22 protein-coding genes are annotated in these 26,274 nt (G+C 67.7%); 5 read left to right on the top strand and 17 right to left on the bottom strand.

Features of this window, described 5'->3' with window-relative positions; translation table 11 throughout:
- Window positions 1-207: 207 nt before the first annotated feature.
- The 5 genes from HNO88_RS04080 to HNO88_RS04060 all read right to left on the bottom strand — a co-directional run bounded on the left by HNO88_RS04080 (window position 208) and on the right by HNO88_RS04060 (window position 6,103).
- Window positions 208-1,548, bottom strand: a complete 1,341-nt coding sequence (locus HNO88_RS04080) for a methyltransferase family protein (protein ID WP_184242790.1) — start codon at window positions 1,546-1,548, stop codon at window positions 208-210.
- Window positions 1,549-1,741: 193 nt separating this feature from the next.
- Window positions 1,742-3,070, bottom strand: a complete 1,329-nt coding sequence (locus tag HNO88_RS04075) for an outer membrane protein assembly factor BamB family protein (RefSeq protein WP_246381147.1) — start codon at window positions 3,068-3,070, stop codon at window positions 1,742-1,744.
- A gap of 23 nt (window positions 3,071-3,093) precedes the next feature.
- Window positions 3,094-3,894, bottom strand: a complete 801-nt coding sequence (locus HNO88_RS04070) for a tetratricopeptide repeat protein (protein WP_246381146.1) — start codon at window positions 3,892-3,894, stop codon at window positions 3,094-3,096.
- A 182-nt stretch (window positions 3,895-4,076) separates the two neighbouring features.
- Window positions 4,077-5,219 carry a glycosyltransferase family 4 protein gene (locus HNO88_RS04065; RefSeq protein ID WP_184242788.1) on the bottom strand — a complete coding sequence of 381 codons (1,143 nt, stop codon included), beginning with the start codon at window positions 5,217-5,219 and terminating at the stop codon, window positions 4,077-4,079.
- A gap of 8 nt (window positions 5,220-5,227) precedes the next feature.
- Entirely contained in the window at window positions 5,228-6,103 is an 876-nt protein-coding gene (locus HNO88_RS04060) for an alpha/beta fold hydrolase (RefSeq protein WP_184242787.1), read from the bottom strand.
- A gap of 208 nt (window positions 6,104-6,311) precedes the next feature.
- Between HNO88_RS04060 and HNO88_RS04055 the strand changes: the two genes are divergently transcribed.
- Window positions 6,312-7,781, top strand: coding sequence for a succinylglutamate-semialdehyde dehydrogenase (locus HNO88_RS04055; RefSeq protein WP_184242786.1), 1,470 nt, complete (start codon window positions 6,312-6,314; stop codon window positions 7,779-7,781).
- Between the two features lie 163 nt (window positions 7,782-7,944).
- Here the strand turns inward: HNO88_RS04055 and HNO88_RS04050 are convergent, their stop codons facing one another.
- Complete coding sequence (locus tag HNO88_RS04050; RefSeq protein WP_246381145.1) at window positions 7,945-8,682, bottom strand: hypothetical protein; 738 nt, start codon at window positions 8,680-8,682, stop codon at window positions 7,945-7,947.
- A gap of 259 nt (window positions 8,683-8,941) precedes the next feature.
- On the bottom strand, window positions 8,942-9,364 hold the full coding sequence (locus HNO88_RS04045; protein ID WP_184242784.1) for a glycine zipper 2TM domain-containing protein: 423 nt from the start codon (window positions 9,362-9,364) through the stop codon (window positions 8,942-8,944).
- 175 nt (window positions 9,365-9,539) lie between these two features.
- Between HNO88_RS04045 and rarD the strand changes: the two genes are divergently transcribed.
- Window positions 9,540-10,439, top strand: coding sequence for an EamA family transporter RarD (gene rarD, locus HNO88_RS04040; protein ID WP_184242783.1), 900 nt, complete (start codon window positions 9,540-9,542; stop codon window positions 10,437-10,439).
- 15 nt (window positions 10,440-10,454) lie between these two features.
- On the opposite strand, the gene HNO88_RS04035 is transcribed toward rarD, so the two are convergent.
- From HNO88_RS04035 to HNO88_RS04015, 5 genes are all read right to left on the bottom strand, one after another.
- Window positions 10,455-11,777: a dihydroorotase gene (locus HNO88_RS04035; RefSeq protein ID WP_184242782.1), complete on the bottom strand. Its 1,323-nt coding sequence runs from the start codon at window positions 11,775-11,777 to the stop codon at window positions 10,455-10,457.
- 144 nt (window positions 11,778-11,921) lie between these two features.
- Complete coding sequence (locus HNO88_RS04030) at window positions 11,922-12,422, bottom strand: nuclear transport factor 2 family protein (RefSeq protein ID WP_184242781.1); 501 nt, start codon at window positions 12,420-12,422, stop codon at window positions 11,922-11,924.
- Window positions 12,423-12,491: 69 nt separating this feature from the next.
- Complete coding sequence (locus HNO88_RS04025; RefSeq protein WP_184242780.1) at window positions 12,492-13,622, bottom strand: ATP phosphoribosyltransferase regulatory subunit; 1,131 nt, start codon at window positions 13,620-13,622, stop codon at window positions 12,492-12,494.
- Between the two features lie 276 nt (window positions 13,623-13,898).
- The gene (gene serA, locus HNO88_RS04020) at window positions 13,899-15,482 is read right to left on the bottom strand and encodes a phosphoglycerate dehydrogenase (protein WP_184242779.1); all 1,584 of its coding nucleotides are present in this window, start codon (window positions 15,480-15,482) and stop codon (window positions 13,899-13,901) included.
- 154 nt (window positions 15,483-15,636) lie between these two features.
- A complete protein-coding gene (locus HNO88_RS04015) occupies window positions 15,637-16,767 on the bottom strand; it encodes a phosphoserine transaminase (protein WP_184242778.1) in 1,131 nt (376 codons plus the stop codon).
- Window positions 16,768-16,982: 215 nt separating this feature from the next.
- Here HNO88_RS04015 and HNO88_RS04010 point away from each other — a divergent pair, with 215 nt between their 5' ends.
- Together HNO88_RS04010 and HNO88_RS04005 are read left to right on the top strand one after the other, a co-directional pair.
- Window positions 16,983-17,639, top strand: a complete 657-nt coding sequence (locus HNO88_RS04010; RefSeq protein WP_184242777.1) for an extensin family protein — start codon at window positions 16,983-16,985, stop codon at window positions 17,637-17,639.
- A gap of 135 nt (window positions 17,640-17,774) precedes the next feature.
- A complete protein-coding gene (locus HNO88_RS04005) occupies window positions 17,775-18,455 on the top strand; it encodes a DUF2490 domain-containing protein (protein ID WP_184242776.1) in 681 nt (226 codons plus the stop codon).
- On the opposite strand, the gene HNO88_RS04000 is transcribed toward HNO88_RS04005, so the two are convergent.
- Window positions 18,429-19,622, bottom strand: coding sequence for a CDP-glycerol glycerophosphotransferase family protein (locus tag HNO88_RS04000; protein ID WP_184242775.1), 1,194 nt, complete (start codon window positions 19,620-19,622; stop codon window positions 18,429-18,431). The genes HNO88_RS04005 and HNO88_RS04000 overlap by 27 nt on opposite strands.
- 375 nt (window positions 19,623-19,997) lie before the next feature.
- Window positions 19,998-21,266, bottom strand: a complete 1,269-nt coding sequence (locus HNO88_RS03995; protein ID WP_184242774.1) for an amidohydrolase family protein — start codon at window positions 21,264-21,266, stop codon at window positions 19,998-20,000.
- A gap of 189 nt (window positions 21,267-21,455) precedes the next feature.
- Here HNO88_RS03995 and HNO88_RS03990 point away from each other — a divergent pair, with 189 nt between their 5' ends.
- Complete coding sequence (locus tag HNO88_RS03990) at window positions 21,456-22,733, top strand: cytochrome P450 (RefSeq protein ID WP_184242773.1); 1,278 nt, start codon at window positions 21,456-21,458, stop codon at window positions 22,731-22,733.
- A 166-nt stretch (window positions 22,734-22,899) separates the two neighbouring features.
- On the opposite strand, the gene HNO88_RS03985 is transcribed toward HNO88_RS03990, so the two are convergent.
- From HNO88_RS03985 to HNO88_RS03975, 3 genes are all read right to left on the bottom strand, one after another.
- Window positions 22,900-24,153 carry a dipeptidase gene (locus HNO88_RS03985; RefSeq protein WP_184242772.1) on the bottom strand — a complete coding sequence of 418 codons (1,254 nt, stop codon included), beginning with the start codon at window positions 24,151-24,153 and terminating at the stop codon, window positions 22,900-22,902.
- Window positions 24,154-24,793: 640 nt separating this feature from the next.
- On the bottom strand, window positions 24,794-25,309 hold the full coding sequence (locus tag HNO88_RS03980; protein WP_184242771.1) for an SRPBCC domain-containing protein: 516 nt from the start codon (window positions 25,307-25,309) through the stop codon (window positions 24,794-24,796).
- Window positions 25,306-26,166 (bottom strand): TIGR03620 family F420-dependent LLM class oxidoreductase, encoded by an 861-nt coding sequence (locus tag HNO88_RS03975; RefSeq protein WP_184242770.1) that lies wholly within the window; start codon window positions 26,164-26,166, stop codon window positions 25,306-25,308. Before HNO88_RS03975 ends, HNO88_RS03980 begins: the two co-directional genes overlap by 4 nt.
- Window positions 26,167-26,274: the final 108 nt, after the last annotated feature.

Here is a 26,274-nt window from a genome sequence, read left to right as displayed (position 1 = left end):
AGTGCAGTGTGTCGCATCCAGGCGGGATAAGGCTTCGCATCAGGGGTGCAGGCGCCCGTCTCTAGGCGCCGGCCGCATGGTGCGGGGTTGGTCGAGCGATGCACCGCTCACCCGCACCCGCCGTGTACCGAAAGCCGAGCTTTCACCCGGCTCCAGTGCCGCAGCATATAACCCAAATGGTTCGCGCTGTCAAGAGCGTGCAGGCCGTCATTCCGCCGGAGCGAGATCGCGTCCACCGGGCCGCAGCGCCTGCCCGATCGCGACCATGGTCCGCGTGATCGGCGCGTTCCGCGCCATCCACGCGTGGTAGGCGCGGTACTTGGCGTCTTCTGCCAGCAGGTGCGCTTCCTCGGTGCGCGCGCGCCAATAGTAGATCGCGCTCACCACGCCAAGCATCGCGGTGTTGCGGACCATGTCCGTCAGCGATCCGTTGGTCACCAGGAACGGCATGGTCGAGCACCACCAGAACAGGTTCTTCGACAGGTAGGCCGGATGCCGCGTGTAGCGGTACGGCCCATGCGTCAGCACGCCGCGGTAGGTGAGGTTGGAGAAGCGGATGCCGAAGGCGAAGGTCGCCCAGGCGTAGACCCCGGTGAGGAACACCAGCAGCGCCCCCCAGGCCCAGAGCAGCGGCGTGCTGCCCGCCAGCCAGTGCGACCAGTCCGCCGTCGCCGCCTGGTAGCCGAGCACGTCGGCGCGGCCCATCGTGCCCCAGACGAACGGTGGATAGCACATCAGCGCCGCCACCCAGCCGGCCAGCAGGGGATTGCCGCTGCGGATGTGCGCGTCGAGCGGGCGGAAGGTGAGCAGGTAGCCGACGGTGCCGATCTGCACGTCGATCAGGAACAGCGTCTCGATCAGGATCTGCGCCAGCCGCACCGGATCGTGCGCGATCGCGCCGAAGTCGGCGTTGACGACGGTGGCGAAGCCGGGCGGCAGGATCGAGATCATGAAGGCGCCGAAGAAGCCCTTGATGATCCAGGCGCGCCAGTGCCTGGCGACGTGCTCGCGCTCCCAGGCCTGGCTTCCGACCAGCATGGCGCCAAAGTGCCAGGCACTATCGCGCGGCTCCACCAGCTTGCGGTCGAGCCACAGGACGTAAGGGATCGAGAAGGCGAACATCGGCACCGCGAACGTGCCGATCACCTCCATGGCGAAAAGATACTGGCCGTCCCAATACCAGCGGCCCAGGCAGTAGAAGAAGCCGATCGCCGCCCAGGTCGCCCAGTACCCGGCGAGCTTGGTGATCGAAACGTCCAGCGTCTCGCGCCGGGGGCGGCGCAGGCTCCAGTCGATGCCGGTCGAGGGGCGCCGGTGGACCTTGTCGACCAGCAGCGACCAGGCGATCATCGGCAAGGCGGTGAACAGCAGCGTCATCACCGCGGCATTGGGGCCGGACAGCGGCATGCGCGGGCCCGGAATGCCCAGCGCCTCGGCCACGCTCGCCCAGTTGCGGCAGATCGCGACCCAGCAGAACAAGCCTGCGACGCCGACCAGGCCGACGCCGGCGGAAACGTCGCTTTGCGGGCGTGGCGGGGCGCTGCTCATGGCGCCGGGATTAGCGGGGAAAGGTTAAGGGTGGTGAAATGACGCAAGATCCTCCCCTGCAAGGAGAGGTGGCAGTCCGCAGGACTGACGGAGGGGTGTCACCGCTGGTGGAGTGCTCGGCCGAGAGGGCTACACCCCTCCACCACTCACTGCGTGAGCGGTCCCCCCTCCCCTTGCAGGGGAGGATCTTAGCTCACCTGTAGGCGGTCAACCGGCCGCCATCGTCCAGCAGGTACAAGGTCTGGTTCGCCACCACCGGCGCCAGGCTGATCGGATCCTTCAGCTCGGCGTACTGCGTCAGCGTGCCCTCGGACGGGTCGGCATAGGCCAGTTCGCCGCGCGAGTTCGCGACCCACAGGCGGTTGCCGGCGAGCACCGGGCCGGTCCAGAACACCGGGCCCTTGCGCTTCTTCTCTTTGCGGTAGCGCATCAGCTGATTCATCCAGCGGACCTTGCCGGTGGTGCGCGCGATGGCGAGCAGCTGCGCACGATCGGTGAGCGTGAACACCCAGTCGCCGGCGATCGCGGGGGTGGAGATCCCCGCGAGGTTCAACTCCCAGATGCGCTGGCCGGTGACCAGCTCGTAAGCGGCCATGCGTCCGCCCTGGCCGAGCGCGAAGACGCGGCCACGATCGATGATCGGATCGGCGTCGACATCGGTCAGGCTGCCCACCTCGGTCGAGATCGAGGTGCGCGCCAGCGCGTCCGACCACAGCTGACGGCCGTTCTCATAGCGGTAGGCGACCAGCTCGCCCGAGGAGTACCCGGCGACGACGGTGCCCTGCCCGGCTGCCGGTGCGGCAACGCCGAACACGCCCGACTGCGCGGATGAGGCCGATTCGTTCCACAGCTGCTTGCCGTCGGCCGCGTTGAGCGCGACGATCTGGTTGTCCTGCGTCATCACGTAGACGGCTTCGAAGCCGATCGTGGGCGAGCCGCGCAGCGGACCGGCGGGCTTGACCTTCCACTTCTCGGCACCGTCGGCAGCGCCGAGCGCCGCGACTTCGCCGATGCCGGTGGTGACGTAGACGTTCCCCGAATCGTAGCTGACGCCGCCCCCGAAGATCGCCTTGCTGTCACCGCCCACGTCGAAGTTGCGGCTCCACACCTTGGCGCCGGTATCGGCGTTGAAGGCGCTGACGACGCCCGCGGTATCCATGACGTAGACGCGCCCGTCGCCCACCACCGGCGAGGCGGCAAGGCGGCGCTTGTTGCTGGCGCCGGCGACTTGCGCGGTCCAGATGCGCGTGGGCGAGGCGCCGAGCGCGAGATGGCCCGAAGCCTTGTTGGCCGGGCCGCCGGCCTGGGCCCATTCGGTGTTCGCTTCGGCAGGCGGGAGGATCACCGAGACGCCGGCCAGCGCCGGATCGACCTTGGCGCCCGATTCGATGCGCGAGAGGATCGGCACCCGGTCACCCACCGTGGGCGTCTTGGGACCGCCCTTGCCCTTGAAGATGCCGCAGCCCGAAACACCCAGCGCAAGGGCCAGGAGCAGCGCGGGCGCCAGCTTGCGTGTCGTCATGCGGTCAGGCCTGTGAGCCAAGTTCATTCTCCCGCGGCGCCCGGTGCCGCTGCACCCGCCGCCTGTGTATCCGAGGACGCACCATCTTCGCCCGACGCGCTCACGACATCGTCGATGGCATCATAGCCGAGCTGCCCGGCCATCTGGCGCACGCGCGCGCGCAAGCCTTCGGGCTGGGTCTTGTCCTTTGCGATTCTGGCGAAAAGAGGGCCTGCCTGCTTGGGCTTGCCCTGCTTCAGGTATGCGCCGCCGACCAGTTCTCCGGCCACGCCGAACCACGGGTTGCCGGGCTGCGCCAGCGCCGAGAGGCGATCGATCACCGTCTGCGGCGGCAGCTTGTCGAACCCGGCGGCCACTTCGCGCACGGTGGCGAGATCGCGCAAGGGCTGCGGCGCGTCGGCGTTCTGCGCCACCTTGGCATAGAGGTTCGCCGCCTCGTCGGTCCGGCCCTTGTCGAGCGCGATGCCGGCCTGCGCCAGTTGCGCCAGCGCGGCGTGGCCCGCATCGCCCTGGGTGAGCGGCGCCAGCTTCGCCTGCGCGGCCGCGGCATTGCCGGCATCCAGGTCGTCGAGCGCGAGGATCAGTTGCTCGGACGCGGCCTCCTCCTCGCCCTTCTGGCGGTGCTGCCAGTACAGGTAGCCGGCAAAGGCCAGCAGCCCGACGATAATGACCGCCAGCAGCGGCTTGCCGTAGCGGCGCAGGAAGGTCTCGACCTGGTCCTGGCGCAGCGCATCGTCGACCTCGCGCATGAACACGCCGCTCTGCTCGGCCTGGCGACGAGCGGCGGCGACATTGGTCACCGGATTTTGCGGAGGAACGGCCAAGAGCTAAGCGCTTTCTGGGATACGGGTTAGGTCAGCCGCGCTGTTTAGCGGAAGAGCGGCGCAATTCAACGGTCATGAGCGTTGGCGCTTGCCGGGTGAAGCGGGAGTGAATGAGCAGCGTCGACGCGGTCTCGGTTTCGCCCGTGCGCAAGCTCTCGGGACATGCCGGAACCGGCCCAGGATCAGGACCGGGACGACGGGGGAAACTGCGCCAGCCCCATCGCCCGCGCATAGACCGAGCGGTAGGACGCGATCATCGCCGCCTCGTCGTAATGCGCCAGGGCATGCGCGCGGTTGGCCGTGCCGACACTCGCCCGCAAGGCGGCGTCGCCGGCCAGGCGCGCCAGCACCTCCGCCAGCGCGCCATCGCTGCCGGGTGCACAGATGAGCGGCCGGTTCTCGGGCGAAACCATCTGCGCCACGTCGCCCACGGCAGGCGAGGCGACCGGCAGTCCCACCGCCATCGCCTCCACGACCGAGATCGGGAACTGCTCCGAATCCGAAGATAGCGCGAAGACATCGAACAGGCCTACCGCCTTGCCAGGATCGGGCGCGAAGCCGGGCAGATGGACGCGGTCGGCCACGCCGCTGGCAAGCGCCTGCGCCTTGATCGCGTCCCGCTCGGGCCCGTCGCCCAGGATGACCAGCTGCCACGCAGGCGGCAGCCCGGCAAAGGCGCGGACGAGGCGTGGCAGGTTCTTGACCGTGCGCAGGCCCGCCAGCGTTCCGACCCACAGTTCGCCCGGCCGCTTGACGATGCGGGGCAGCGCGTCCGCCTTGGGCTTCCTGGCATAGGCGCCGAGCGCGATGCCGTTCGGGATCAGGTGGACCCGGCCGCGCGGCTGCTGCCAGGCGCCGAGCGCCACCGTCTCCAGCAGCCTCGAAGGCACCACCAGCGCCGAGGCGCGGCCGAGCGCCAGGCGGCGGTACCAGTTGCGCGAGGTCTTGAGCCCGGCGGCCTCGTCCTCGTTGAAGCCGTCCTCGTGGTGCACCAGCGGCGGCAGCTTCAGGAAATCGCGAAACACGGTCTGCGCCATCACCGCGTCCATCGCGCCCCAATTGTAGGTGAGGACGAGGTCGTATCCCCGCATCGCCGTGGCCAGGCGCTGCAAACGCGCCGGCGTGGGTCGGCCCGAGAGGCTGGGGAAGTCGTCGGGATACGCGACGTCGATCCCCCACTCGATCGCGGAAGCGGCCGCCAGGGCGCCGGGCACCGCCGAGACGACATGGTGCGCGATCCCGCGCCCGAAGGCATTCATCAGCCGCGCCGCGCGCAGCTCCTTGCCCCCGCGATCGAAGCTGGAATGGAGATGGAGGATGCGCAACGGCTGGCTCAGGCGACGCGCGCCAGCAAGCGATCGATCGCGGCCTGTGCCTCGGGCTCGCTGAGCGTCGGCGGGTGGCCGACATCGGGAACCGTCACCGCCTCGGCATCAGGCAGGCGCGCGAGCATGCGGTCCAGCGTCGCGGTGCTCAGCAGGTCGGACAGGGCGCCCCGCAGGATCAGCACCGGACGCCCGCGCAGCGCGTCGAGCGCCGGCCACATGTCGTACTGCTCGGCCGCGGGGTCGAGCTGCGCGAAGGGCTCGGCGATCTTCATGTCGTAGTCGAACACGATGCGCGCGTTGCTGCCCAGCGTCATCACCCGCTTGGCCGCGGCGATCCAGAACGGCAGGTCCTTGCCGGGGTTCGCCCGCCCATGCATCTCCTCCAGCCCGCGCGCGGCGTGGACCCAGGTGGGAAAGCTGCGGCCCTGCCCGACATAGCTCTTGATGAATTCCAGGCCCTCGGGCTCCAGGTAGGGACCGACATCGTTGAGCACCGCGCCGGCGACCCGCTCCGGAGCCGTCGCGGCGAACAGCATCGTCATCAGCCCGCCCAGCGAGGTGCCGACCGCCACGAAGCGATCGATCCCAAGCTCGTCCAGCAGCAGCGAGACGTCCTCGACGTATTGCTGCGGCTTGTAGCTGGTGCTGTCACGCGCGTACTCGCTCTCGCCGCGGCCGCGCAGTTCGGGGCAGATGACACGCCACTGCGGCGACAGCCGTTCAGCCAGGGCTTCGAAGTCTCGCGCGTTGCGGGTCAGGCCGTGAAAGCACAGGATCGGCGGACGGCCATCGATCGGCACGGCATCGCCACCGGCGTAATCCCGGTAATGCAGCTTCAATCCGTCCCGGCTGGACCAGAACCGACTCTGGTAACGCGTCATGGCCTGCGGCGCCTTCGATCCGTCGCCCGGCTTGATCGGCGGGCGCCTGCCACCACTATCGCCCGAGAGCGCGCGATCCGCAAGCGAGTGCCACGCCTCGGCCGGCACGTGCAGGGTTAACGAGGGGTCCGTTCATAACCCGGTAGGACTCCTCGTGGCATAGCGCTGCGCTCGCAAACCGGCGCCACGAAACGGAACATCAACCCTAATGGAACGCCTTTCGACACGAGACGAGGCCGTAGCGAGCCCGGGCGCCCTGCCCCGCGCCGCCGCGGTGCGCGAACTCGCGTCGTACGAGCCGGCGACCGGGGTGGAAATGTGGCGCGGACGCGTCGGCGATGTCGACGACCTGGTCGAACGAGCCCGCCGCGCCTTCCCCACATGGGCCGCGCAGCCGCTGTCCACCCGGATGGAACTGGTCCGCCGCTTCGCCAACGAAGTGCGCAAGGATGCCGAGGCGCTGGCGGCCACCATCGCGCGCGAAACCGGCAAGCCGATGTGGGAAGCCCATGCCGAGGTCGAAAGCGTCCTCGCCAAGGTCGAGATCTCGATCCGCGCCTATGCCGACCGTACCTCGCAGCGAAAGCTGGACAGCGCGCTGCAGGGCACGATGGCGGTGCGCCACAAGCCGCATGGCGTGCTGGTGGTGCTCGGGCCCTTCAACATGCCCGCTCATCTGCCGGGCGCGCATATCGTCCCCGCGCTGATCGCGGGCAACACGGTGATCTTCAAGCCGAGCGAAAAGGCGCCCGCGACCGGCGAACTGCTGGCACGGCTGCTCCACCGCGCGGGCGTTCCCGCCGCCGTCATGCAGGTGTGCCCCGGCGGTCCGGCCGAAGGCCAGATGCTGGTCGCGCATGACGGCATCGACGGCGTGCTGTTCACCGGCTCGGCCAACACCGGTATCTCGATCAACCGCAAGCTGGCGGCGCGGCCCGACAAGCTGGTCGCGCTGGAGATGGGCGGCAACAACCCGCTGGTGGTGTGGGACACCCCCAAGCTGACCGACGCGGCGGCGATCGTCGTGCAATCCGCCTTCGCCTCGGCTGGGCAGCGCTGCACCGCGGCGCGGCGGCTGATCGTCAAGGATTCGATGTACGAGCCGCTGCTCGCCGAAGTGAAGGCGCTGGCCGACCGCGTGATCTTCGGCGCGCCGTTCGACAGCCCGACCCCGTTCATGGGCCCGGTGATCGACACCATGGCCGCCGACGGGCTGACCGAAAGCTTCCTCTACCTGCTCGGCCACGGCGGCCGCGCGATCAAGCACCTGGTGCGGCCGGACGAGTCGCTGCCGTTCCTCTCGCCCGCGATCATCGACGTGACCGCGATGGCGGATCGGCCGGACGTCGAGCTGTTCGGCCCGATCCTGCAGGTGGTGCGCGTCGGCGACTTCGACGAGGCGATCGCCGAAGCCAACGCGACACGCTTCGGCCTGGTCGCGGCGCTGATCGGCGGCACCCCACAGGAGTACAATCGCTTCTGGGGAGGCGTGCGCGCCGGGATCGTCAACTGGAACCGCCCGACGATCTCGCCCTCGCACGCCGGGCCGGTGGGTGGCACCGGGCTGTCGGGCAATCATCGGCCGACCGGGTACTACGCGGCGGATTACTGCGCCTATCCGGTCGCCTCGGGCGAAATGGAGCAGCCCCGGGCGGCGATCGGCGTGGGGCTCAGATAGATCCTCCCCTGCAAGGGGAGGGGGACCGCCAGCGCAGCTGGTGGTGGAGGGGTGTAACCCTCTCGATCGAGCACTCCGCCAGCGGTTCCGCCAGCGGTGACACCCCTCCGTCAGCCGCTTCGCGTCTGCCACCTCCCCTTACAGGGGAGGATCTGGGTCAGCCTCACCCGCCGCTGGCGATCAGGTCTACCTCCGTCAGGCCGTTCGCCTGCTTGCGCGCGTAGATCAGGTACGATTGCGCGCCCTTGCGCCCGCCGAGCACATGATCCGTGCCGTCCATGCGGTAATCGACGCCGTATCCCGCCGCGCTCGCCTTGGTGTAGTAGAAGTCCACCACGTCCTTGGGCGTGACCGGGCTGACGAAGTTGACGACGCGCAAGTGGCAGCCGTCCGCATCGGTGCCGGCCGCTTCCTGCACGGCGCCGCGCGGGTAGACCGGCAGGTCCTTGGGCAGCTTGGCCGCCCAGGTCGCGGAATACTGCGCCTTCTGCGTGCAATCGGTGCTGGCCGCCTTGGCATCCTGCGCGACTTGCGCGGCGGTGGCGGCGCTCTCCACCAGCGAGGATGCGGCGCCGGTCTTGGGCTTGGGCGCGGATTTCAGCGTGCCGCCGGCCTGCAGCATCGCCTCCTCCCGCGCCGCGGCAGCCGCCTGGGGCGAGCGCTGCTGCGCCGGCAGCTCGATCGCGCCGCCGTTCGCCGCGACAGCAGCGCCGTTGTCGCCGGACATGTTGGGGTCCACCATGATCTGGTCGCCCAGCGCGCCGGTCACCGCCGGGTCGCTCTCGGCCGGCACGGGCGCGTCCTGCTTCGAGCCACAGGCGGCGAGCAGGACGAGCATGATGGCAGGGCTCCCGTTCAGGAGCAGACGGGTGTTCGTGAGAAATCGGGCGCGGCTCGACATCGTAGGGTCCTTCCCCGCTGTGCTTAACGAGCCGTTAGCCTTGTGACGCAATCCTTAACGATGGGTTGAGGAGCATGGTTAATTGAAGGGGCTGTGCCGATCCGGGATCATCGGCAAACCAGTCGTAAACGCCAAAAAGGAGGGCGCTCCCGCAGGATGGGAAGCGCCCTCCCGGCCCGGTCCGCAGCGGATGTGAGGCTACGGTTACCAGGCCGTCCCCTCGCGCGTCGCCGTCCGCACGAGGAAACCGGTCAGAGGATTAGCGGCAACGCGAGTCGCTGCGGTCGATTGCGCGGCCGGCTAGCGCGCCGGCAGCAGCGCCGAGCACGGTGCCGAGGGTCTTGTCGCGACCGCTGTCGATCGTCCGGCCGAGCAGCGCGCCACCCACGCCACCGATCAGCAGGCCGGTGGTGCCGTTCTCGCGACGGCAGTAGTAGCGGCCATCGTTGCCCCGCCAGGTGCGGCCCTGGTTGCGGTAGCTGTTGCCGTAACCGCGGCGATAGTCATCGCGGCCCCAGCGGCGGTCGCCACGCCAGTCGCGGCGATCGTTGTAGGTTTCCTGCCCGGGCGCGGTGAACCCGGCCTCGTTCGTGCTGTAGGCGACGGCAGCGGTTGCCGGGACGGCGGTGGCGAGCGTCGCGCTGGCGGCAGCGAGTGCGGAAATCTTCAGCAGAGTGTTCATAAGTCTTCTCCTTGTCGGCGGCACCGGGGAGATCAAATCCGCCTTACGCATTCATCTTTAGCGCAGTTATTCTGAACAGACCGCAACGCGGCCGTCAGGATTGAAGAAAGCGACGAACCGAGTTTCCGCCGGCGACAAGTTGCCTCAGGGGCCCTCGATCCCTAAGCGCGGTCGGATGAACACAGGTGCGAAACGGTCGAGCGGGCTGCCCTATGCTCTCGGAGCGTACCTGATCTGGGGCATGATCCCGCTCTACTTCCGGCTGCTGCACGCCGTCCCGCCGGGCGAGCTGGTGGGCTGGCGAGTCGTCTTCACGCTGCCGGTCTGCTTCGTGCTGGTCGCGGTTCTGCGCCAGTTCGGCGAGGTGCGCCGCGCGCTGACGGCGCCACGCACGCTGGCGCTGCTGACGGGCAGCGCCCTCCTGATCGGCGTCAACTGGCTGATCTACGTCGTCGCGATCGCAACCGATCATGTCCTTGCCGCCAGCCTGGGGTACTACATCAACCCCTTGATGAACGTTCTCGCCGGCACGCTCTTCCTTCATGAGCGGCTGTCGCGCCGGCAATGGCTCGCCGTGGCGCTCGCGGCGGTCGGGGTCGCCATCCTCGCCTGGGGTGCCTTGAGTACCCTGTGGATCAGCATGGGCCTGGCGTTCAGCTTCTGCGGCTATGGCCTCGTGCGCAAGCTCGCGCCGGTCGAGTCGCTGCCCGGCCTGACCGTCGAGACGATGGTGCTGATGGTGCCGGCCCTGGCGATGATCGGCTGGCAGAGCGCGCAGCCTGGGGGGATCTCGCTGGGCGACGACGCCATGCAGGACACGACGCTGGCACTGGCCGGGATCGTCACCGGCATACCTCTGCTGATGTTCGCCACGGCCGCGCGGCGCATGAGCTATTCGACGCTGGGCTTCGTCCAGTTTCTGGCGCCCACCCTGGTCTTTCTGCTCGGCCTGTTCGTCTTCCATGAGCCGCTGCGCACCGTGCAGCTTGCCAGCTTCGTGATGATCTGGGCAGCCATCGCCGTGTTCTGCTGGGACTTGCTGAGCGCCCGGCGGGTCGTCACCGAGCCCGCCTGAGGGCTCGGCGCCCGCTCACAGCGCTCCGGCAAACCGCAAGGGCTCTCCCTGCGCGGCACTGCCGAGTTGCCCCTCCCACATCGCGAAGTGCCCGCGCACGACTGTGCCGATCACGCGCCCCTTCAGCTCCATCCCGGTGAACGGCGACCAGCCGCACCGGCTCTCAAGCCAGTCTTCGGCGACGGTGAAGGTGCCCTTGCGATCGACCACCGTGAAGTCGGCGTCGTACCCCGCGGCGATCCGCCCCTTGCCGACGAGGCCGAACACCCGCTGCACGCCGGCGCTGGTCATATCGATCAGCCGCTCCAGCGTCATCCGGCCGTTCGCCACATGGTCGAGCATCAGCGGCAGCAGCGTCTGCACGCCCGGCATGCCGCTGGGGCTGGCCGGATAGGTCTTGCTCTTCTCGTCGATCGTGTGCGGCGCATGGTCGGAACCGAGCACGTCGGGCACGCCCTGCTGCAGCCAGTGCCACAGCCCCGCACGGTGGGTCGAGGAGCGGATCGGCGGGTTCATCTGCGCGTACGTGCCCAGCTTCGGATAGGCCTCTTCCGCTGCCAGCGTCAGGTGCTGCGGCGTGACTTCGCACGTCGCGATGTCGCGGTGCTGCGAGAGGAACTCCAGTTCCGCCGGCGTGGTGATGTGCAGCACGTGGATCGGCCGCCGCGCCTCGCGCGCCAGCCGCACGATGCGCCGGGTGGCGAGCATGGCGCTCTCGTCGTCGCGCCAGACCGGGTGGCTGGAGGGGTCGCCTTCGACGCGATGGTCCTTGCGCTCGTTCATCCGCGCCTCGTCCTCGGCATGGATGGCGACGCGGCGGCGGCCGCTGGCGAGCACACGGCTAAGCGCTTCGTCCTCGGCCACAAGCAGGCTGCCGGTCGAAGCACCCATGAAGATCTTCACTCCCGCGGTGCCGGGAATGCGCTCCAGCTCGGCCAGGGTCTCGGCGTTCTCGGCCGTGGCGCCGACGTAGAACGCATGGTCGCAGTGCATGCGGTGATGCCCGCGCGCCAGCTTGTCGAGCACGCGCTCGGCCGTGTCGGTGTTGGGATTGGTGTTCGGCATCTCGAACACCGCGGTGATCCCGCCCATCACCGCCGCACGGCTGCCGCTCTCCAGGTCTTCCTTGTGCTCCAGTCCCGGCTCGCGGAAGTGGACCTGGCTGTCGATCACGCCGGGCAGCACGTCGAGCCCGGTGCAGTCGACACGGCGCGCGGCGTCGGGATAGCTACCGATGCCGACGATCTTGCCCTCTCGTACGGCGACGTCGGCGTGAACCGGGCCGGAAGGCGTGTGGACCAGGCCGCCGGTGAGGACCAGCTCAGGCGCGCCGCTCATCGTGCCGCCTCCCACTTGCCGCAATGGCCGGTGTCCAGAGCAACGGAAAATGGAGCCTTCGCACGGGAGGCGAGGCGGCGGGGCGAGTCGAGGCGGATCATCATGCCGCCCTCATGCACCGAATGGGGTCCCATAGGACAGCCCCTAGTCGCGCCCCGGTGTTGGGGCCGGCACCGCATCGCGGCGCGGCATCGCCGGCCATGCGCCATAGTCGGGCTGGTCCTGGAACGCGCCGGTGAGGTCGGCTGGGCCGGTATAAAGCAGCTGGAACAGCCGCCATTCGAACCGCCAGCGATCGCCATCCAGCACCGCGCGGTCATGGTAGCGGCCGAGATTCATGTTGGGCGCCCTGTCGGTCCAGCTGCACTGCTCGGTCACGTAGACCCGCGCGCTGGCCCTGCCCCGGCCGGTCAGGTCCACTTGCGGATTGCGGAAGCTGATCAGCACGCGGTTGCACTTGGCCAGGATCGTACCGAACCCGCCGGCGATCTCATCGTGCCCGCGCAGGACCATGCCGGAAATGCGCCACTCGGCATCGCGGGTGAAGCATTCGGCGAACGCGACCGGATCCCGACGCCAGACGGCATCGGTGTAATGCGCATGCAGCTGGCGGATGCCCGCTTCGGCTTCGAGGAACTCGATCATGGCCTCTCCTCTTCCGAGGAGAATGGCCTGCTACGCCACCGACAACAACTCCCGACTTCCGTGGCGAGCCTAGGCGGAGAGCGGAACCGCCTCGCCACCTTCCAGCCGGTGGGAGCAGCCAAGCGCCACGGGATCGTCTTCGCCCGACAGCGCCGCCACCGTGCGCCAGCCCACCGCGCGCTGCTGCGCGGCCACTTGCGGATCGTGCCCGAGCGGCAGGAACAGCGCGCCCGCCTCGCTGGCGGTTTCGGCCAGGAGCTCGATCAGGCGGTCGGGATAGAGCGAGAAGCCGGTCGCCACTTCGCCTTCGGACGTCTCGCCAAGGATGCGATAAGTGCCGCCGCGGCCCAGCGCGCCTTGCACGCCGGTCGCGTAGATCATGAAGCCAAACCACGACTGATACTCGAAGCCATGGCGCTCGGACGGGTCGAGCGTGACGCGTGCGCGCCCGCCGATGCGCGCGGCGATCTCGCGCAGGCCGGCGATGCGGCTGGCGAGCGCGCCGTCGGTGTCGAACTCGGTCAGCCGCTCGATCGCCTGTTCGAACGGGCCGACGGCGTAGAGCAAGGGCAGATAGGCCGCGCCGCCCGCATCGACGAGGCCGCCGGCATCCTTGGCGTCGAGTTCGCGCCGCACCGCCTCGACCTGGGTGGTGGCGAGCGGCAGGGCTTCGGCGGCCAGCGTGTCGACCAGATCGGGCAGCGTCAGGTCGACCGAGATGCCGGTCGCGCCCGCCTGCTCCAAAGCCTCGATGGCAATGGCGACCACCTCGGCGGCCGCGCTGACGCTGTCGTTGCCGATCAGCTCTGCGCCCAACTGCAACCGCTCGCGCGCGGGATCGAGACCGTCGCCCTTGATGGTCAGCACCTGGCCCGAATAGCACAGGCGCAGCGGGCGGGGCTTGTTGGCAAGGCTGGTGGCGGCGATGCGGCCGAGCTGGACGGTGATGTCCGATCGCAGCGCCAGCGTGCGCAGGGAAACCGGATCGACGAAGCGGAACATGCGCCGCGGCTGCACGCCGGCCATGCGGCTGGCCATCGACTTCTCGAACTCGATTGTCGGCGTCTCGACCCGCGCGTAGCCATGGCTGGCGAACACATCGAGCGCCCCGCGCCGCACGCGGCTGGCGGCAGCGGCTTGCGCAGGCGAACGGTCGCCCAGGCCTTCGGGCAGGAGATCGCGGTCTGTATCGTGGTGCACTGGAAGTCTGCCCCGCAGGTGGCTGTCGACGATCTCCCCCCGTGTGCGGGAGGGGTGGGGGAGGGCCTGTAGACTATGCTGCGTCAGGCGGCAAACGGGGCCCTCATATCCTCTCCTAAGTGGGGCGAGGATAGCGAAGCTTGTCGCGCCAGCGACTAGCGCAGCTTGGAGAGGGGGTTCGACGCCCGAGAGCGCACAAACCCCTCTCGAACTCCGCCTAGGCAGCAGGCTGCCAAGGCTCCGTATCCTCTCCCCGCACGGGGAGAGGGCAGAACCTCAAAACGACAGCGCCTTGACCGTCTTCACGCCGGGCAGCCGCTGCGCCTTCTCCAGCACTTCGGCCGAGACCGGGCTATCGACCGAGAGCAGCAGCACCGCTTCCCCGCCCGCATTGCGGCGGCCGAGGTTGAAGGTGCCGATGTTGATGCCGCTCTCGCCCAGCAGAGTGCCGATGCGGCCGATGAAGCCGGGCGCGTCCTCGTTGACGATGTACATCATGTGGCCGGTCAGCTCGGCCTCGACCTTGATGCCGAACATCTCGACCAGGCGCGGCTCGACGTTGTTGAACAGCGTGCCGGCGACCGAGCGCTCGCCCGCCTCGGTCTTCACCGAGACGCGGATCAGCGTGTGGTAGTCGCCCTCGCGCTCGGTCTTGACCTCACGCACTTCCAGGCCCCGGTCCTTGGCGAGGAACGGCGCGTTGACCATGTTCACCGTGGCCGACTGCACGCGCATGAAGCCCGCCAGCACGGCAGCGGTGATCGGCTTGCCGTTCAGTTCGGTCGCGGCGCCCTCGGTGTGGATCGAGATCCGCGGCACCGAGTCGCGCGTCAGCTGGCCCACCAGGCTGCCCAGCTTCTCGGCCAGCGCCATGTAGGGCTTCAGCTTGGGCGCTTCCTCGGCGCTGAGCGAAGGCATGTTGAGCGCGTTGGTGACGCCGCCGTTGACCAGGAAGTCGGCCATCTGCTCGGCCACCTGCAGCGCGACGTTGACCTGCGCCTCGGTGGTCGAGGCGCCCAGGTGCGGCGTGCAGATGAAGCCGGGCGTGCCGAACAGCGGCGAGTCCTTGGCCGGTTCGGTCTGGAACACGTCCAATGCGGCGCCGGCGATGTGGCCGCTGTCCAGGCCCGCCTTCAGCGCCGCCTCGTCGATCAGACCGCCACGCGCGCAGTTGACGATGCGCACGCCCTTCTTCGTCTTGGCCAGGTTCTCGGCCGAGAGGATGTTGCGGGTCTGGTCGGTCAGCGGCGTGTGCAGCGTGATGAAGTCGGCGCGCGACAGCAGGCCGTCCAGATCCACCTTCTCGACACCCATCTCCACCGCGCGCTCGGGCGTCAGGAACGGATCGAAGGCGACGACCTTCATCTTGAGGCCCAACGCCCGGCTGGCGACGATCGAGCCGATGTTGCCCGCGCCGATCAGGCCGAGCGTCTTGCCGGTGACCTCGACGCCCATGAAGCCGTTCTTGGGCCACAGGCCGGCCTGCGTCTGCGCGTTGGCCTCGGGCAGCTGCCGGGCGAGCGCGAACATCAGCGCGATGGCATGCTCGGCGGTGGTGATCGAGTTGCCGAACGGCGTGTTCATCACGACGACGCCCTGCGCCGAGGCGGCCGGGATGTCGACGTTGTCGACGCCGATGCCGGCGCGGCCGACGACCTTGAGGTTGGTCGCGGCATCGAGCACCGCCTTGGTCACCTTGGTCGAGGAGCGGATGGCGAGGCCATCGTACTGGCCGATGCGGGCGATCAGCTCTTCGGGCGTCTCGCCGGTGATGACGTCGACGTCGCAGCCACGCTCCTGGAAGATGCGCGTGGCGTTGGGGTCCATCTTGTCGGAGATGAGGACTTTGGGCTTGGTCATGAATGTTTTCCTAGTCACTTGCGCCTCCTACCCCGTCATCCCCGCGAAGGCGGGGATCCCGCTTGTTCTTCGTGCGCGGGAGGAAGGAAGCGGGGCCCCCGCCTGCGCGGGGGCGACGATGACGGGTGAGTTCAGCTTTAGCCGATGCGAGGGATCAAGCGGCCTTCAAGCTCGCATAGGCCCAGTCGAGCCACGGCCCGAGCGCCTCGATGTCGGCAGTCTCGACGGTCGCGCCGCACCAGATGCGCAGGCCGGCTGGGGCATCGCGGTAGCCGGCGATGTCATAGGCCGCGCCTTCCTTTTCCAGCAAGGCCGCGAACTGCTTGATGAAGTCGGCATCGGCGCCTTCCACCGTCAGGCAGACCGAGGTCCTGGACCGGCTGGCCGGATCGGCGGCGAGGTGTCCGAGCCAGTCGCGCTCAGCCACGATCTTGTCGAGCGCGGCGGCGTTGGCATCGGAGCGCGCCTTGAGCCCGGAGAGGCCACCCAGGCCCTTCGCCCATTCCAGCGCGAAGATCGCGTCCTCGACAGCGAGCATCGAGGGCGTGTTGATCGTCTCGCCCTTGAAGATACCTTCCGACAGCTTGCCCTTGGAGACCAGGCGGAACACCTTGGGCAGCGGCCAAGCCGGCGTATAGCTCTCCAGCCGCTCGACGGCCCGGGGGCCCAGGATCAGCACGCCATGGCCGCCCTCGCCACCCAGGACCTTCTGCCAGGAGAACGTGGCGACATCGATCTTCGACCAGTCGATGTCATAGGCGAACACCGCGCTGGTGGCGTCGGCGAAGGACAGGCCCTCGCGATCGTCGGCGATCCAGTCGGCGTTCGGCACGCGCACGCCCGAGGTGGTGCCGTTCCAGGTGAACAGCACGTCGCTCGACCAGTCGACCTGCGTGAGGTCGGGCAGCTGGCCATAGTCGGCGCGGATCACGGTCGGGTCGATCTTGAGCTGCTTGACGGCATCCGTCACCCAACCCTCGCCGAAGCTTTCCCAGGCCATGGCGGTGACCGGGCGCGCGCCGAGCATGGTCCACATCGCCATCTCGAAGGCGCCGGTGTCGGAACCGGGCACGATGCCGATGCGGTGCGTGTCGGGCAGCTGCAGCACTTCGCGCATCAGGTCGATGCTGTACTGCAGGCGCGTCTTGCCGATCTTCGCGCGATGCGAGCGGCCCAGCGATTCTGTCGCGAGTTTGTCGGGGGAGTAGCCCGGAGGCTTGGCGCAAGGGCCCGAGGAAAAGAACGGGCGCTGCGGCTTGGCAGCCGGTTTGGTATGCTCAGTCAATGTAGTCTCTCCTTGCAGAGAGCACGCGCGGCGTTGGGACCGCGTGGCCCGGCGCCGGCTCTAGAGGCGCGAGGGGCCAAGTCAAGGAAGATATCCCCGGCTTCGCGGCGAACGCACTCGGCACATGGCTCGCCGCGAACGCCTCATCCGCTTACAGTGGGTGCGACAAGTATCGGTTAAGTAACTGGAAACCATATTTGGGAATACCCGTAGCCATGCGACGGATCCTCTTGCTCCTTCCGCTCCTGGCCGTGCTGCACGGCTGCGTCGATGCCCCCAAGGTGTCGCGTCGAGAGCCTGCGCGCCGTGCGCCACAGGTCAGCCGGGGCATCGACACCCGGCAGTGCATGATGCAGCTCGGCTTGCTCCAGGCGAACTTCACGCCGGTGCCGGACCGGTATTTCTCGGGCGGTTGCCGCAATGTCGGCACCGTGCGCCTGGCATCCCTGCGCAGCGATACCGCGCAACTTGCGCTGTCCAACCTGGGCCCGGTGACCTGCACCATGGCGCAGCAGTTCGCCGCCTGGGCGCGCTTCGGCGTCGATCGCGCCGCCGAGCAGATCCTGGGATCGCGAGTCGCCCGGATCGAGACCTTCGGCAGCTACTCGTGCCGCACGGTCGCGGGTACCAGCCGCCTGTCGGGCCATGCCACCGCCAACGCCATCGACGTGTCGGGCTTCGTGCTGGAGGACGGCCGCCGCATCACGATCCTGGATGACTGGGACGGCGGCACGGCCGACGAGAGGCGGTTCCTGCGGGTCGTCCACAAGAGCGCCTGCAAGCGCTTCGGCACCACGCTCGGCCCGCAATACAACGCCGCGCACAAGAACCACCTGCACCTGGAAGCGGACGGCGCGGACTTCTGCCGCTGAGTGGAATCCTAGCCTAACCTCCGCGTCCCCGCGAAGGCGGGATCAAGTCCGGGGCGACGCGCCTTAGGTACCAGCGGAAACACTATGTGACATAGCTGCAACCAGGCCGAGGCACCCGCGACATAGGCGCGCAGGATGATCCGCCCCTGCCTGACCGCCCTCGCAGCAATCGTCGTCTGGACCAGCCCTGCCCTCGCCCAGACCGAGCATGACGAGCAGGCCTGGGTGAACCTCACCGCGCTGGGTTCGGTCTCGGGCGACCTGGTCTACTTCGCCGAAGTGCAGCCGCGGTTCGGCAACGGCGCGCGGCTGGACCAACTGCTGCTGCGCGGTGCGGTCGGCTGGAAGCTCTCGCCCACGGCCACGCTGTACCAGGGCTACGCCCACGTGGTCACCGCTATCGAGGATGGGCGCGACATCAACGAGGAACGCAGCTTCCAGCAGCTGAGCCTCGCGCTCGGCAAGCCGCTGGGCGGCGAGCTGTCCTCGCGCACCCGGCTGGAGCAGCGCTGGCGCAGCAACGGCCGCGACATGGGATGGCGCGTGCGCCAGATGCTGCGCTACGAACATGCGCTGAAAGCCGAGAGCGACGCCGTCAACGCGCTGGTCTGGACCGAGGCGTTCGTCGCCCTCGACGACACCGACTGGGGCGCCCGCAGCGGCTTCGACCAGCTGCGCACCTTCGCCGGCGCCGAGATCGGCCTGCCCGGCGCCTCCACGCTGGAGGTGGGATACCTCAACCAGACGATCAACCAGACGGCAGGCCGCACCCGCATGAACCACGCGGCGTCATTGACGCTGTGGTATCGGCATTGACGCCCCTTCGACAATGAAGTCGACAATCCTGTCGGCTGCGTTCTCGTCCGCCGGAGAGCGAAAATCCCCGACAGCGTCCAGCATCGTTTCGATTTGCCGTGCCTTGTAGCGCGAGTGGCTTGCAGTCGCCCGGTGGAGTGAAGCAACGACTTGGTCCGGTGTCGTGACCGTCTCACCCAGACTCCACATAGCAGGCAACTTGCTATCGTCGCGCCCACCATCGGCGATCTGATCGATGAATACGCATGGGCGCGGGAATATAAGCCACTCATAGAGCTGGCTGCTGAAATCTCCCAGATAGATGTCAGCGCCCAATGTGTAGGTCATGTTCGTGCAACGCTCCGAGCCGAGATCGACAAGGAGCCAATCGGGGTCGGAAAGGGCTTCCAAGGACTGGCGCTCGGCGGGGCACTTTTCTGCAAACAGCCGCACGTGTGGCGCAACGATCAGGTTAAAACTTCCATCCCGCTTGACTGCCGAGATCAGTTCTCTCCCAAAGCGTGCCCAGCTTCCGCGACGTGGATGAAAGTGCGGATTGTAGAGGATCGTCGGCCGACCGTTGGCAAATAAGGGACGACGGGCCAGCTTTTTCAGGCGATGCAATCCTGCTAATTTTACCTGCCCTACAGCAAAAACCCGCTCTGGCGGCATAAGCCCGTGTTCGACGGTCCATCGAACGTCCGCTGGTCCTGCAAGCAGCGCAAGGTCGAACAACGAGAACCGCCGGTCCACACCGCCGCCGCTTGCCCGACGCGCCCCGCCTACTCCATGAGGAATGTGCACCATCGGTGGGCAGGCACCCGGCAAGCGGCAAAGCCAGGTTGAGGTGCGTTCCAGTGAGACGATGCATTGAAACTCGCGCAGGCGCCCACACCACCAGGACAGGCGAAGCATTTTCAGAGGCCCGGATTTGCCGAAGTGCCCTAAGACCCGATCCACGATGGCGGGCAGCGTCATGATCGTGACCGGGACACGTTCCGCCCCCAGCGCATGGAGCATGTCACGCGCAACGTCCGCATCGGCATGACAAGGCACGAAGATCTCGACTGTCACATCGCGACGACGCGACAGTGCGGCAGCGACTGGCAGTCCGTGGAGAAACTGATGGCTGCCGCCGACCAGCGGAAACGCAATACTATACACGACGACGGCTTGGGATAGCGTCACGTCGGATGCGGTCCTCACGCCAAACCGCAGCGTGAGGCACAAAACTCCCAATCAAAATACACTCCCGTTAGTAGCCGATGAGACGGCGGGCCGGGCGTGCTAGGCAGGAATGCCGGCCTCAGCAATGAAGGCATGGTATCAAAACAATGCTCCGGCAGGTCCGCGAGCGTTCGCCGGGAAATCTCAGAGCCTGACCTTCCACGCAAACCGGCGGCGAAACGTATAGGCGAGGAGGCGCGAACAGACTCTCGCCTGGCTGGCCGACATTCAGGCAGTTGGCCATTGGGTGCAGCCCGCCCGGTCTTTCACGCCGCACGCGAAAAAGCCGGAGCGCCTCGCAGCGCCCCGGCCTTTTCGTCAGCGTGTGCCGGCCGATCAGAACGGCAGGTTGTACAGCTTGGTCGCGTTGTCCTGCAGGACCTTCTTCTGCGTCTCGTAGCTGTAGCCGCCGAGCACGTCCTTGAGGTGCGCCTGCACGCCCGGGTAGAGCGAAGTCGGGTGCGGGAAGTCGGTTTCGAACATCACCTTGTCCTCGCCGATGGTCTCCAGCAGGATTTTGGGCGCGACCTTCTCGAACCAGAATGTGCACCAGAAGTGATCGCGGAAGTACTCGGCCGGGCGGCGGTTCAGCGTCTTGGAGAAGCGCGGCAGCATCTCGTTGAACTGATGCTCCAGCGCCTCGATGGCGAAGGGCACCCAGCCCGCGCCGCTCTCGATCAGGCCGATCTTGAGCTTGGGGTGCTGGTCCAGGCGGCCCGAGACGCACCAGTTGCCCAGCGTCGCCGCATTGCCGATCGAGAACATGGTCGCGACGACCGACAGCGTCTGCTCGAACTGGAAGCCTTCCCAGGTGAGCGTGTTGGGATCCACCGCCGAGTTGAGGTGGAAGTTCAGCGGCATGCCGGTCGCCTCGCACATCTCGAGGAAGCCGGTCCAGTAGTCGTGCATGAAGCTGGGCACGCCGACGCGCTCGGGCGTGTCGGGCAGCACGAAGCCGCGCAGGCCGATGTCGTGGCAGCGGCGTGCCTCTGCTTCCATCGCCTTCTGGTTCCAGAACGGCAGGTGCGCCATGTTGAAGATGCGCTGGCCCGAGGCGTTCTGGAAGTCGGCCGAGGCGTCGTTGTACATCTGCACGATGGCGAGCGCGAGCTCGTCGTCGCCCAGGCTCATCAGGGAGCCGGCCTGCGTCACGCCCGAGTTCTGGAAGCCGATCTGGGCATAGACGCCCATGTCGTCCATCGCCTGCAGGCGTTCCTTCAGCTGGTGGCCACCGGGGTGCGCCTGCTCAAGCTTCGGGAACGCGAGGCGGCCCAGCAGCTTGTTGTTGTCCTTGCGGATGACGTTGCCGCCCATCGAGCCGAAGTTGCGATCGCCCACGTACCAGCGCTCGACCCCGTCCTTGTCGAGCTTGACCTGCGGAACCTTGTCCTTCCACTTGGCCGGCGCGCGGCTGGTGAACAGGTCCGGCGCTTCGGTGATGTGGGTGTCCGTGTCGACGATCTTGATGCCTTCGAACATCGGATCGAGGCCGCCCGACTGGGTCGCGTAGTCGACCTCGCGGATCACGCCGCCTTCGGTGTACCCTTCGGCGGACCAGTACTTGCGCGCGTTCTGCGCAATATCGTTGTTGTCGGCATCTGCCATGGCACGTCTCCCGGGAAGGCAAAAAGCTGATTGTGTCTCATTTTGTCAGCCCAGCCCTATAAATACAATGGTTAGGCCAACGCGGCCACGATGAATCGCCCAGGGGTGTCGATCTTGAGCCCGTTGTTCTCAGCGCCGCTTGCGAGCGGGCCGGGCTCGCGTCAAACTCTGCCCAAAAGGGAGACGAGGATGTCCGATACCGCCACGCTCGACGCGATCCGCGTCGACTTCGATGCGCCCGACAACGTGCCCAGGGACCGCATCGTCGACCTGGGCTTCGCCATGGGCAACGTCCCCAACGACCTCGTCGATCCCTATGAGCCGGTCGGCTGGCTTGCCGGGGCCGACGTGCCGCGCCTGCTGTTCAATCCGCCCGCCAGCCATGGCCTGGGCGCGATCTCGGGCAATCGCACCGGCAGCTGGGTGGTCAGCCACTACGAGGACATCGAGCGGGTCTATTCCGACAACGAACACTTCTCCAATGCCGGCACCGCCGAGTTCCAGCGCCTGATCGGCGAGACCTTCAAGTCGATCCCCCTGGCGATCGACCCGCCGGACCATCAGAAATACCGCCTGTTCCTGATGCCGTATTTCTCTCCGGCGCGGATCACCCGCGACCTGGAGCCACGCATCCGCCGCATCTGCGTCGAGATGATCGAGGCGGTGGCCGAGAAGGGCGAGGTCGACATGGCCTGGGATTTCGCGCGCGTGTTCCCGGTGCGCATCTTCATGGGCCTGATGGGCTTCCCGGACGAGAAGTTCACCCAGTTCCTCGACTGGGAGTGGGACATCCTGCACTCGGGCAGTCTCGAAAAGATGCAGGCGGCGCTGCGCGGAGTGCTCGACTACTTGCGCGGGTTCATCGCGGAAAAGGAACGCGAACCCGACGAGCACCTGGTTTCCGCCATCGTCCACGGCAAGGTCGAGGGACGCGCCCTGACCGAGGACGAAAAGATCGGCACGGTCTGGTTCCTGTGGCTGGGCGGACTCGACACCGTGGCCGCGACGATCGCGCAGATGTTCCGCCGCCTGGCGCTCCAGCCCGAGCTGCAGGCGCGCATTCGCCGGGAGCCGGGGATCATCAACTCGGCGGTCGAGGAGTTCCTGCGCACGCAGCCGATCCTCTCCTCCGCGCGCAGCGCCAAGCTCGACTTCGAGTGGCACGGCATCCAGGTGCGCAAGGGCGACACGTTCCAGTGCCTCAATCCGGCCGGCAACTTCGACCCTGCGCGGTTCGAGAACCCGCGCGAGTTCGACCCCGAGCGCAAGGCCAACCGCCACTTCACCTTTGTCGGAGGGGTGCACATCTGTCTGGGCGCCCACCTCGCGCGCCGCGAACTGCGCGTGCTGCTGGAAGAGTGGTTCGCGCGCATTCCGGAGTTCCGGGTCAAGCCGGGCGCGGATACGACGGTGTTCCCCGGCCTGCTCTCGATCCGCAACCTGCCGCTCGTTTGGAAAGCGGGGTAGTCAGATCCTCCCCTGCAAGGGGAGGGGGACCACCGCAGGTGGTGGAGGGGTGTAATCCTCTCCGTCGCGTACTACGCTGACGGTGACACCCCTCCGTCACGCGGCTGGCGCCGCGCGCCACCTCCCCTTGCAGGGGAGGATCGCAAAAGGACGCTTTTGCGCGCTCTCAGAACGTCGTCGCAGACTCCACCGGCGGATCGCTGCGACGCGTGGCGGCGTAGGCCTCGGCCGCCTTCATGACCCGCAGCATGTTGCGGCTGGCGATCTTCTCCAGGTCCGCGCGCGTGTAGCCGCGGCGGGCGAGTTCGGTGAACAGCGCCGGATAAGTGGAGACGTCCTCCAGCCCGGTCGGCAGCGAGCCGACACCGTCGAAGTCGCCGCCCAGCCCGACATGATCGATCCCCGCCAGCTTGACCGCATGGTCGATGTGATCGGCCACTTGCACCAGCGTCGCGCGCGGTGCGGGATGCGCGGCGAGCCAGTCCGCGTCGGCCTTCTTCAGCCCGTCGGGATTGCCGATCCAGAGCGCGGCGTTGCGCGCGGCCTCTGCCTTCTTCGCCGCGCTCCAGGCGCGCACTTCCTCGCTGACGTAGTCGGGCGCGAAATCGATCATGACGATGCCGCCGTTCGCCTTGAGCAAGGCCAGAACGTCATCGGGCACGTTACGCGGGTGGGCGTTGACGGCGCGGGCGCCAGAGTGGCTGAAGATCACCGGAGCGCGTGCCACTTCAAGGGCGTCGCGCATGGTGTCGGCGCTGACGTGGCTGAGGTCGACCAGCATGCCGATCCGCTGCATCTCGCGCACGACGTCGCGGCCGAAGTCGGTCAGTCCGCCGTGCCTGGGCGCATCGGTGGCGGCATCGGCCCAGGCGAGCGTATTGAAGTGCGTCAGCGTCATGTAGCGCGCGCCCAGCGCATGCATCTGGCGCAGCACGGCCAGCGAGCCGCCGATCGAGTGCCCGCCTTCCATGCCGATCAGCGAGGCGACCTTGCCCGCCTTCATCGCCTGCTCGACTTGCGCCGCGCTGGTGCACAGCTGCATCTCGGCGGGATAGCGCGCGACCAGGCGCTTGGTGACGTCGATCTGCTCGAGCGTCGCCTGCACCGCCTGCGCCTCGGGCAGGTCGGCCGAGACGTAGACCGACCAGAACTGCGCACCGACCCGCCCCTGCCGCAGCCGCACCAGATCGGTGTGCATCGCCTTCTGGTCCGTGGCCGGGTCGGCGGTGGCGGTGGTGTCGCGGAAATCGAAACCTTCGAGCACGTCCTTGCGCCGCTCGCGCAACTGCTCGGGCACGTCGTTGTGTCCGTCCCAGACCGGCGCAGCCCTGAGCGCCGCCTGCGCGGTCTGCTCCGGGCTGGCGGCGATGGCCGAACCCGCGGGAGCGGCCAAAGCGAGGGCGAGCAGGGCTGTGCGCATGAGGATCCTTAGTAGGGGTAACAGCCGGACCATGCGCGGCGCCGTGGGTTGGCGTCAAGCGGGGTGGGAAATGCCTTGGCGCGCGCGAATAGGCGAGGCCTGAGTGTCGTGCTCCCGCACATGCCCGCCAACGACCCACAAGTGGCGGAGAGTTTACATCCACGCGGCTGCTCAAGCAGGCGCCCCGGCCCGTTCAGACAAATGCCCCCACACAAAACCGTCGCCCCCGCGAAGGCGGGGGCCCCGCTCCCTTTTTTGTACAAGCGCTGTCGGCGGAAGAAGGTAAGCGGGGCCCCCGCCTGCGCGGGGGCGACGATGGTTGGTTTGGTTTGGTTTGGTTTGGTTTGGTTTGTTTAACTTGTTTGGTTTGGTTTGTTTAACTTGTTTGGTTTTGTTTGTTTGGATTGCCCGGCCCCCGCTTCGCATTCTTGCTCAGCTTTGCTCGTTCGACTTCGCTTGTCTCGGTTCGCCTGGCGCAGTTGGCTTCATTTTGCTCTGCCTAGCTCGGCTTGGCTGGTTCGCCTTCACTTGCCGTGGTTGAGCTTGCCTGGCTTGGTTCGGAAGCAAGCCACAGGCGTCCTCTGAACTGAGGAGCTGAGGGCAACCTCACCGCCGACCCGCAACCAGCCAAGCGCGCGCGCTACCCCGGCCGCCCCCGCCACTTGCGCTCGGCCACGTGCTTGAGCGCCTCGTTCATCGCCTCGAGCCCCTCGCCCGCCTTGGCGGCGAACGCTCGATACAGCGCACCACCCAGCGGCCCGCCCATGATCTCGCCGTTCACGACCCGGCAGCGGATGGGTGAGAGTTCCTCGATCTCGACGTAGCGGTACACCTTCGCCAGGCCGCCGAGGCCGGAGATCGCGTATTCCAGCGTCGTGTCCGTTTCCACCTTGCGGACCACGGCCCTGCCCTTGCGCGGCTTCATTCCGGCCAGGCGGGCCGTGAAGCGCAGCGGCTGGCCTTCCTCGGCCAAGCCGATGGTGTCGCCGTAGAGCGGGTTCCAGCTCGACCAACCCTGAAAGTCGGCGACGAAGTCCCAAACCAGTTCGGGCGGCGCCTCGATCGTGACGCGGTGCCCGATGCAGCGCCCGCGCAGGCGGCCGGGATCGTCGCACGCGCCCGAAAACTGCCATGCGTCGTCGTCGCCGGCCCTCAAAGCAGCGCCTCGGCCAGATCGCGCCAGTGCCGGCGCAAGGGCGCGAAGCCGGCCTCGCGATCGACGATGACCTGCAGGCAGACATGGTCGGAACCGGCGTCGAGATGCGCCCGCACCCGCTCGGCGGCCGCCTCGACAGAGCCGATGGCGAACAGCGCATGGAGCAGGCGATCGCTGCAGGCGTCGATCTCGGCGTCCTCGAAGCCCAGCCGCTTCCAGTTGTTGCGGTAGTTCGGCAGCCGCGCGTAGTGCTCCACGGCACCGAGCGCCAGCGTGCGCGCCTTGGCCGGATCGGCTTCGATCACCACGCCCTGCTCAGGTGCCAGCAGCTTGCCCGGCCCCAGTATCTCGCGGGCCTGCGCGGTGTGCTCGGGCGTGACCAGATAGGGATGCGCGCCCGCGGTCCGCTCGCCCGATAGCGCCACCATCTTGGGGCCGAGCGCGGCGAGGCAGACGTGGTCCATGGCCATTCCGCCCGCCTCCAGCCCATCCAAGAAGCGGCCGGTCGCCTCCAGCGGCTTGCTCCATCGCTCGCCGATGATCGGACCGTGGCTGACGCCGATGCCGAGCAGCAGGCGCGCCTTCTCCGCCTCGCCAAGCCCCTTGAACCACGCGGCGACGTCCGCCGGCTCGTGCTTCCAGATGTTGAGGATGCCGCTGGCGATCACCATCCTTCTGCTGGCTTGCAGCAAGGCCTCCATGTCCGCGAGCACGCCCGAGTCGATCCCGCCAGGAACCCACAAGGCGCCATAGCCCAGCTCGTCCAGCTCGGCGGTCGCCTCCAGCGCTTGCGCGCGGTCGCCAAACCGCAATTCCATGGACCAGATGCCGACTTTGCCGATGACCGGTGTGCTCACGCGAGGCTTCCTCCATGTTCTGCCCGCATCTAGGAACGCCGGGCGGGCGGCTTCAAGCGATTTGCCGGCGAAAGGATCGCGGCATCGTCGGGACGAGCCGCGATCGCG

The sequence above is a fragment of the Novosphingobium chloroacetimidivorans genome (genome assembly GCF_014204535.1).
Lineage (GTDB): Bacteria > Pseudomonadota > Alphaproteobacteria > Sphingomonadales > Sphingomonadaceae > Novosphingobium > Novosphingobium chloroacetimidivorans.
Note: the sequence above shows the minus strand (reverse complement) of the source record. Positions and strands in the feature narration are given on the sequence as shown.

What these genes read in the sequence shown, in the direction of transcription:
- HNO88_RS04080 (WP_184242790.1), bottom strand. Translation starts at nt 1,548, where the DNA reads ATGAGCAGCGCCCCGCCACGCCCGCAAAGCGACGTTTCCGCCGGCGTC.
- HNO88_RS04075 (WP_246381147.1), bottom strand. Translation starts at nt 3,070, where the DNA reads ATGACGACACGCAAGCTGGCGCCCGCGCTGCTCCTGGCCCTTGCGCTG.
- HNO88_RS04060 (WP_184242787.1), bottom strand. Translation starts at nt 6,103, where the DNA reads ATGACGCGTTACCAGAGTCGGTTCTGGTCCAGCCGGGACGGATTGAAG.
- HNO88_RS04055 (WP_184242786.1), top strand. Translation starts at nt 6,312, where the DNA reads ATGGAACGCCTTTCGACACGAGACGAGGCCGTAGCGAGCCCGGGCGCC.
- HNO88_RS04050 (WP_246381145.1), bottom strand. Translation starts at nt 8,682, where the DNA reads ATGTCGAGCCGCGCCCGATTTCTCACGAACACCCGTCTGCTCCTGAAC.
- HNO88_RS04045 (WP_184242784.1), bottom strand. Translation starts at nt 9,364, where the DNA reads ATGAACACTCTGCTGAAGATTTCCGCACTCGCTGCCGCCAGCGCGACG.
- rarD (WP_184242783.1), top strand. Translation starts at nt 9,540, where the DNA reads ATGAACACAGGTGCGAAACGGTCGAGCGGGCTGCCCTATGCTCTCGGA.
- HNO88_RS04035 (WP_184242782.1), bottom strand. Translation starts at nt 11,777, where the DNA reads ATGAGCGGCGCGCCTGAGCTGGTCCTCACCGGCGGCCTGGTCCACACG.
- HNO88_RS04030 (WP_184242781.1), bottom strand. Translation starts at nt 12,422, where the DNA reads ATGATCGAGTTCCTCGAAGCCGAAGCGGGCATCCGCCAGCTGCATGCG.
- serA (WP_184242779.1), bottom strand. Translation starts at nt 15,482, where the DNA reads ATGACCAAGCCCAAAGTCCTCATCTCCGACAAGATGGACCCCAACGCC.
- HNO88_RS04010 (WP_184242777.1), top strand. Translation starts at nt 16,983, where the DNA reads ATGCGACGGATCCTCTTGCTCCTTCCGCTCCTGGCCGTGCTGCACGGC.
- HNO88_RS04005 (WP_184242776.1), top strand. Translation starts at nt 17,775, where the DNA reads ATGATCCGCCCCTGCCTGACCGCCCTCGCAGCAATCGTCGTCTGGACC.
- HNO88_RS03995 (WP_184242774.1), bottom strand. Translation starts at nt 21,266, where the DNA reads ATGGCAGATGCCGACAACAACGATATTGCGCAGAACGCGCGCAAGTAC.
- HNO88_RS03990 (WP_184242773.1), top strand. Translation starts at nt 21,456, where the DNA reads ATGTCCGATACCGCCACGCTCGACGCGATCCGCGTCGACTTCGATGCG.
- HNO88_RS03985 (WP_184242772.1), bottom strand. Translation starts at nt 24,153, where the DNA reads ATGCGCACAGCCCTGCTCGCCCTCGCTTTGGCCGCTCCCGCGGGTTCG.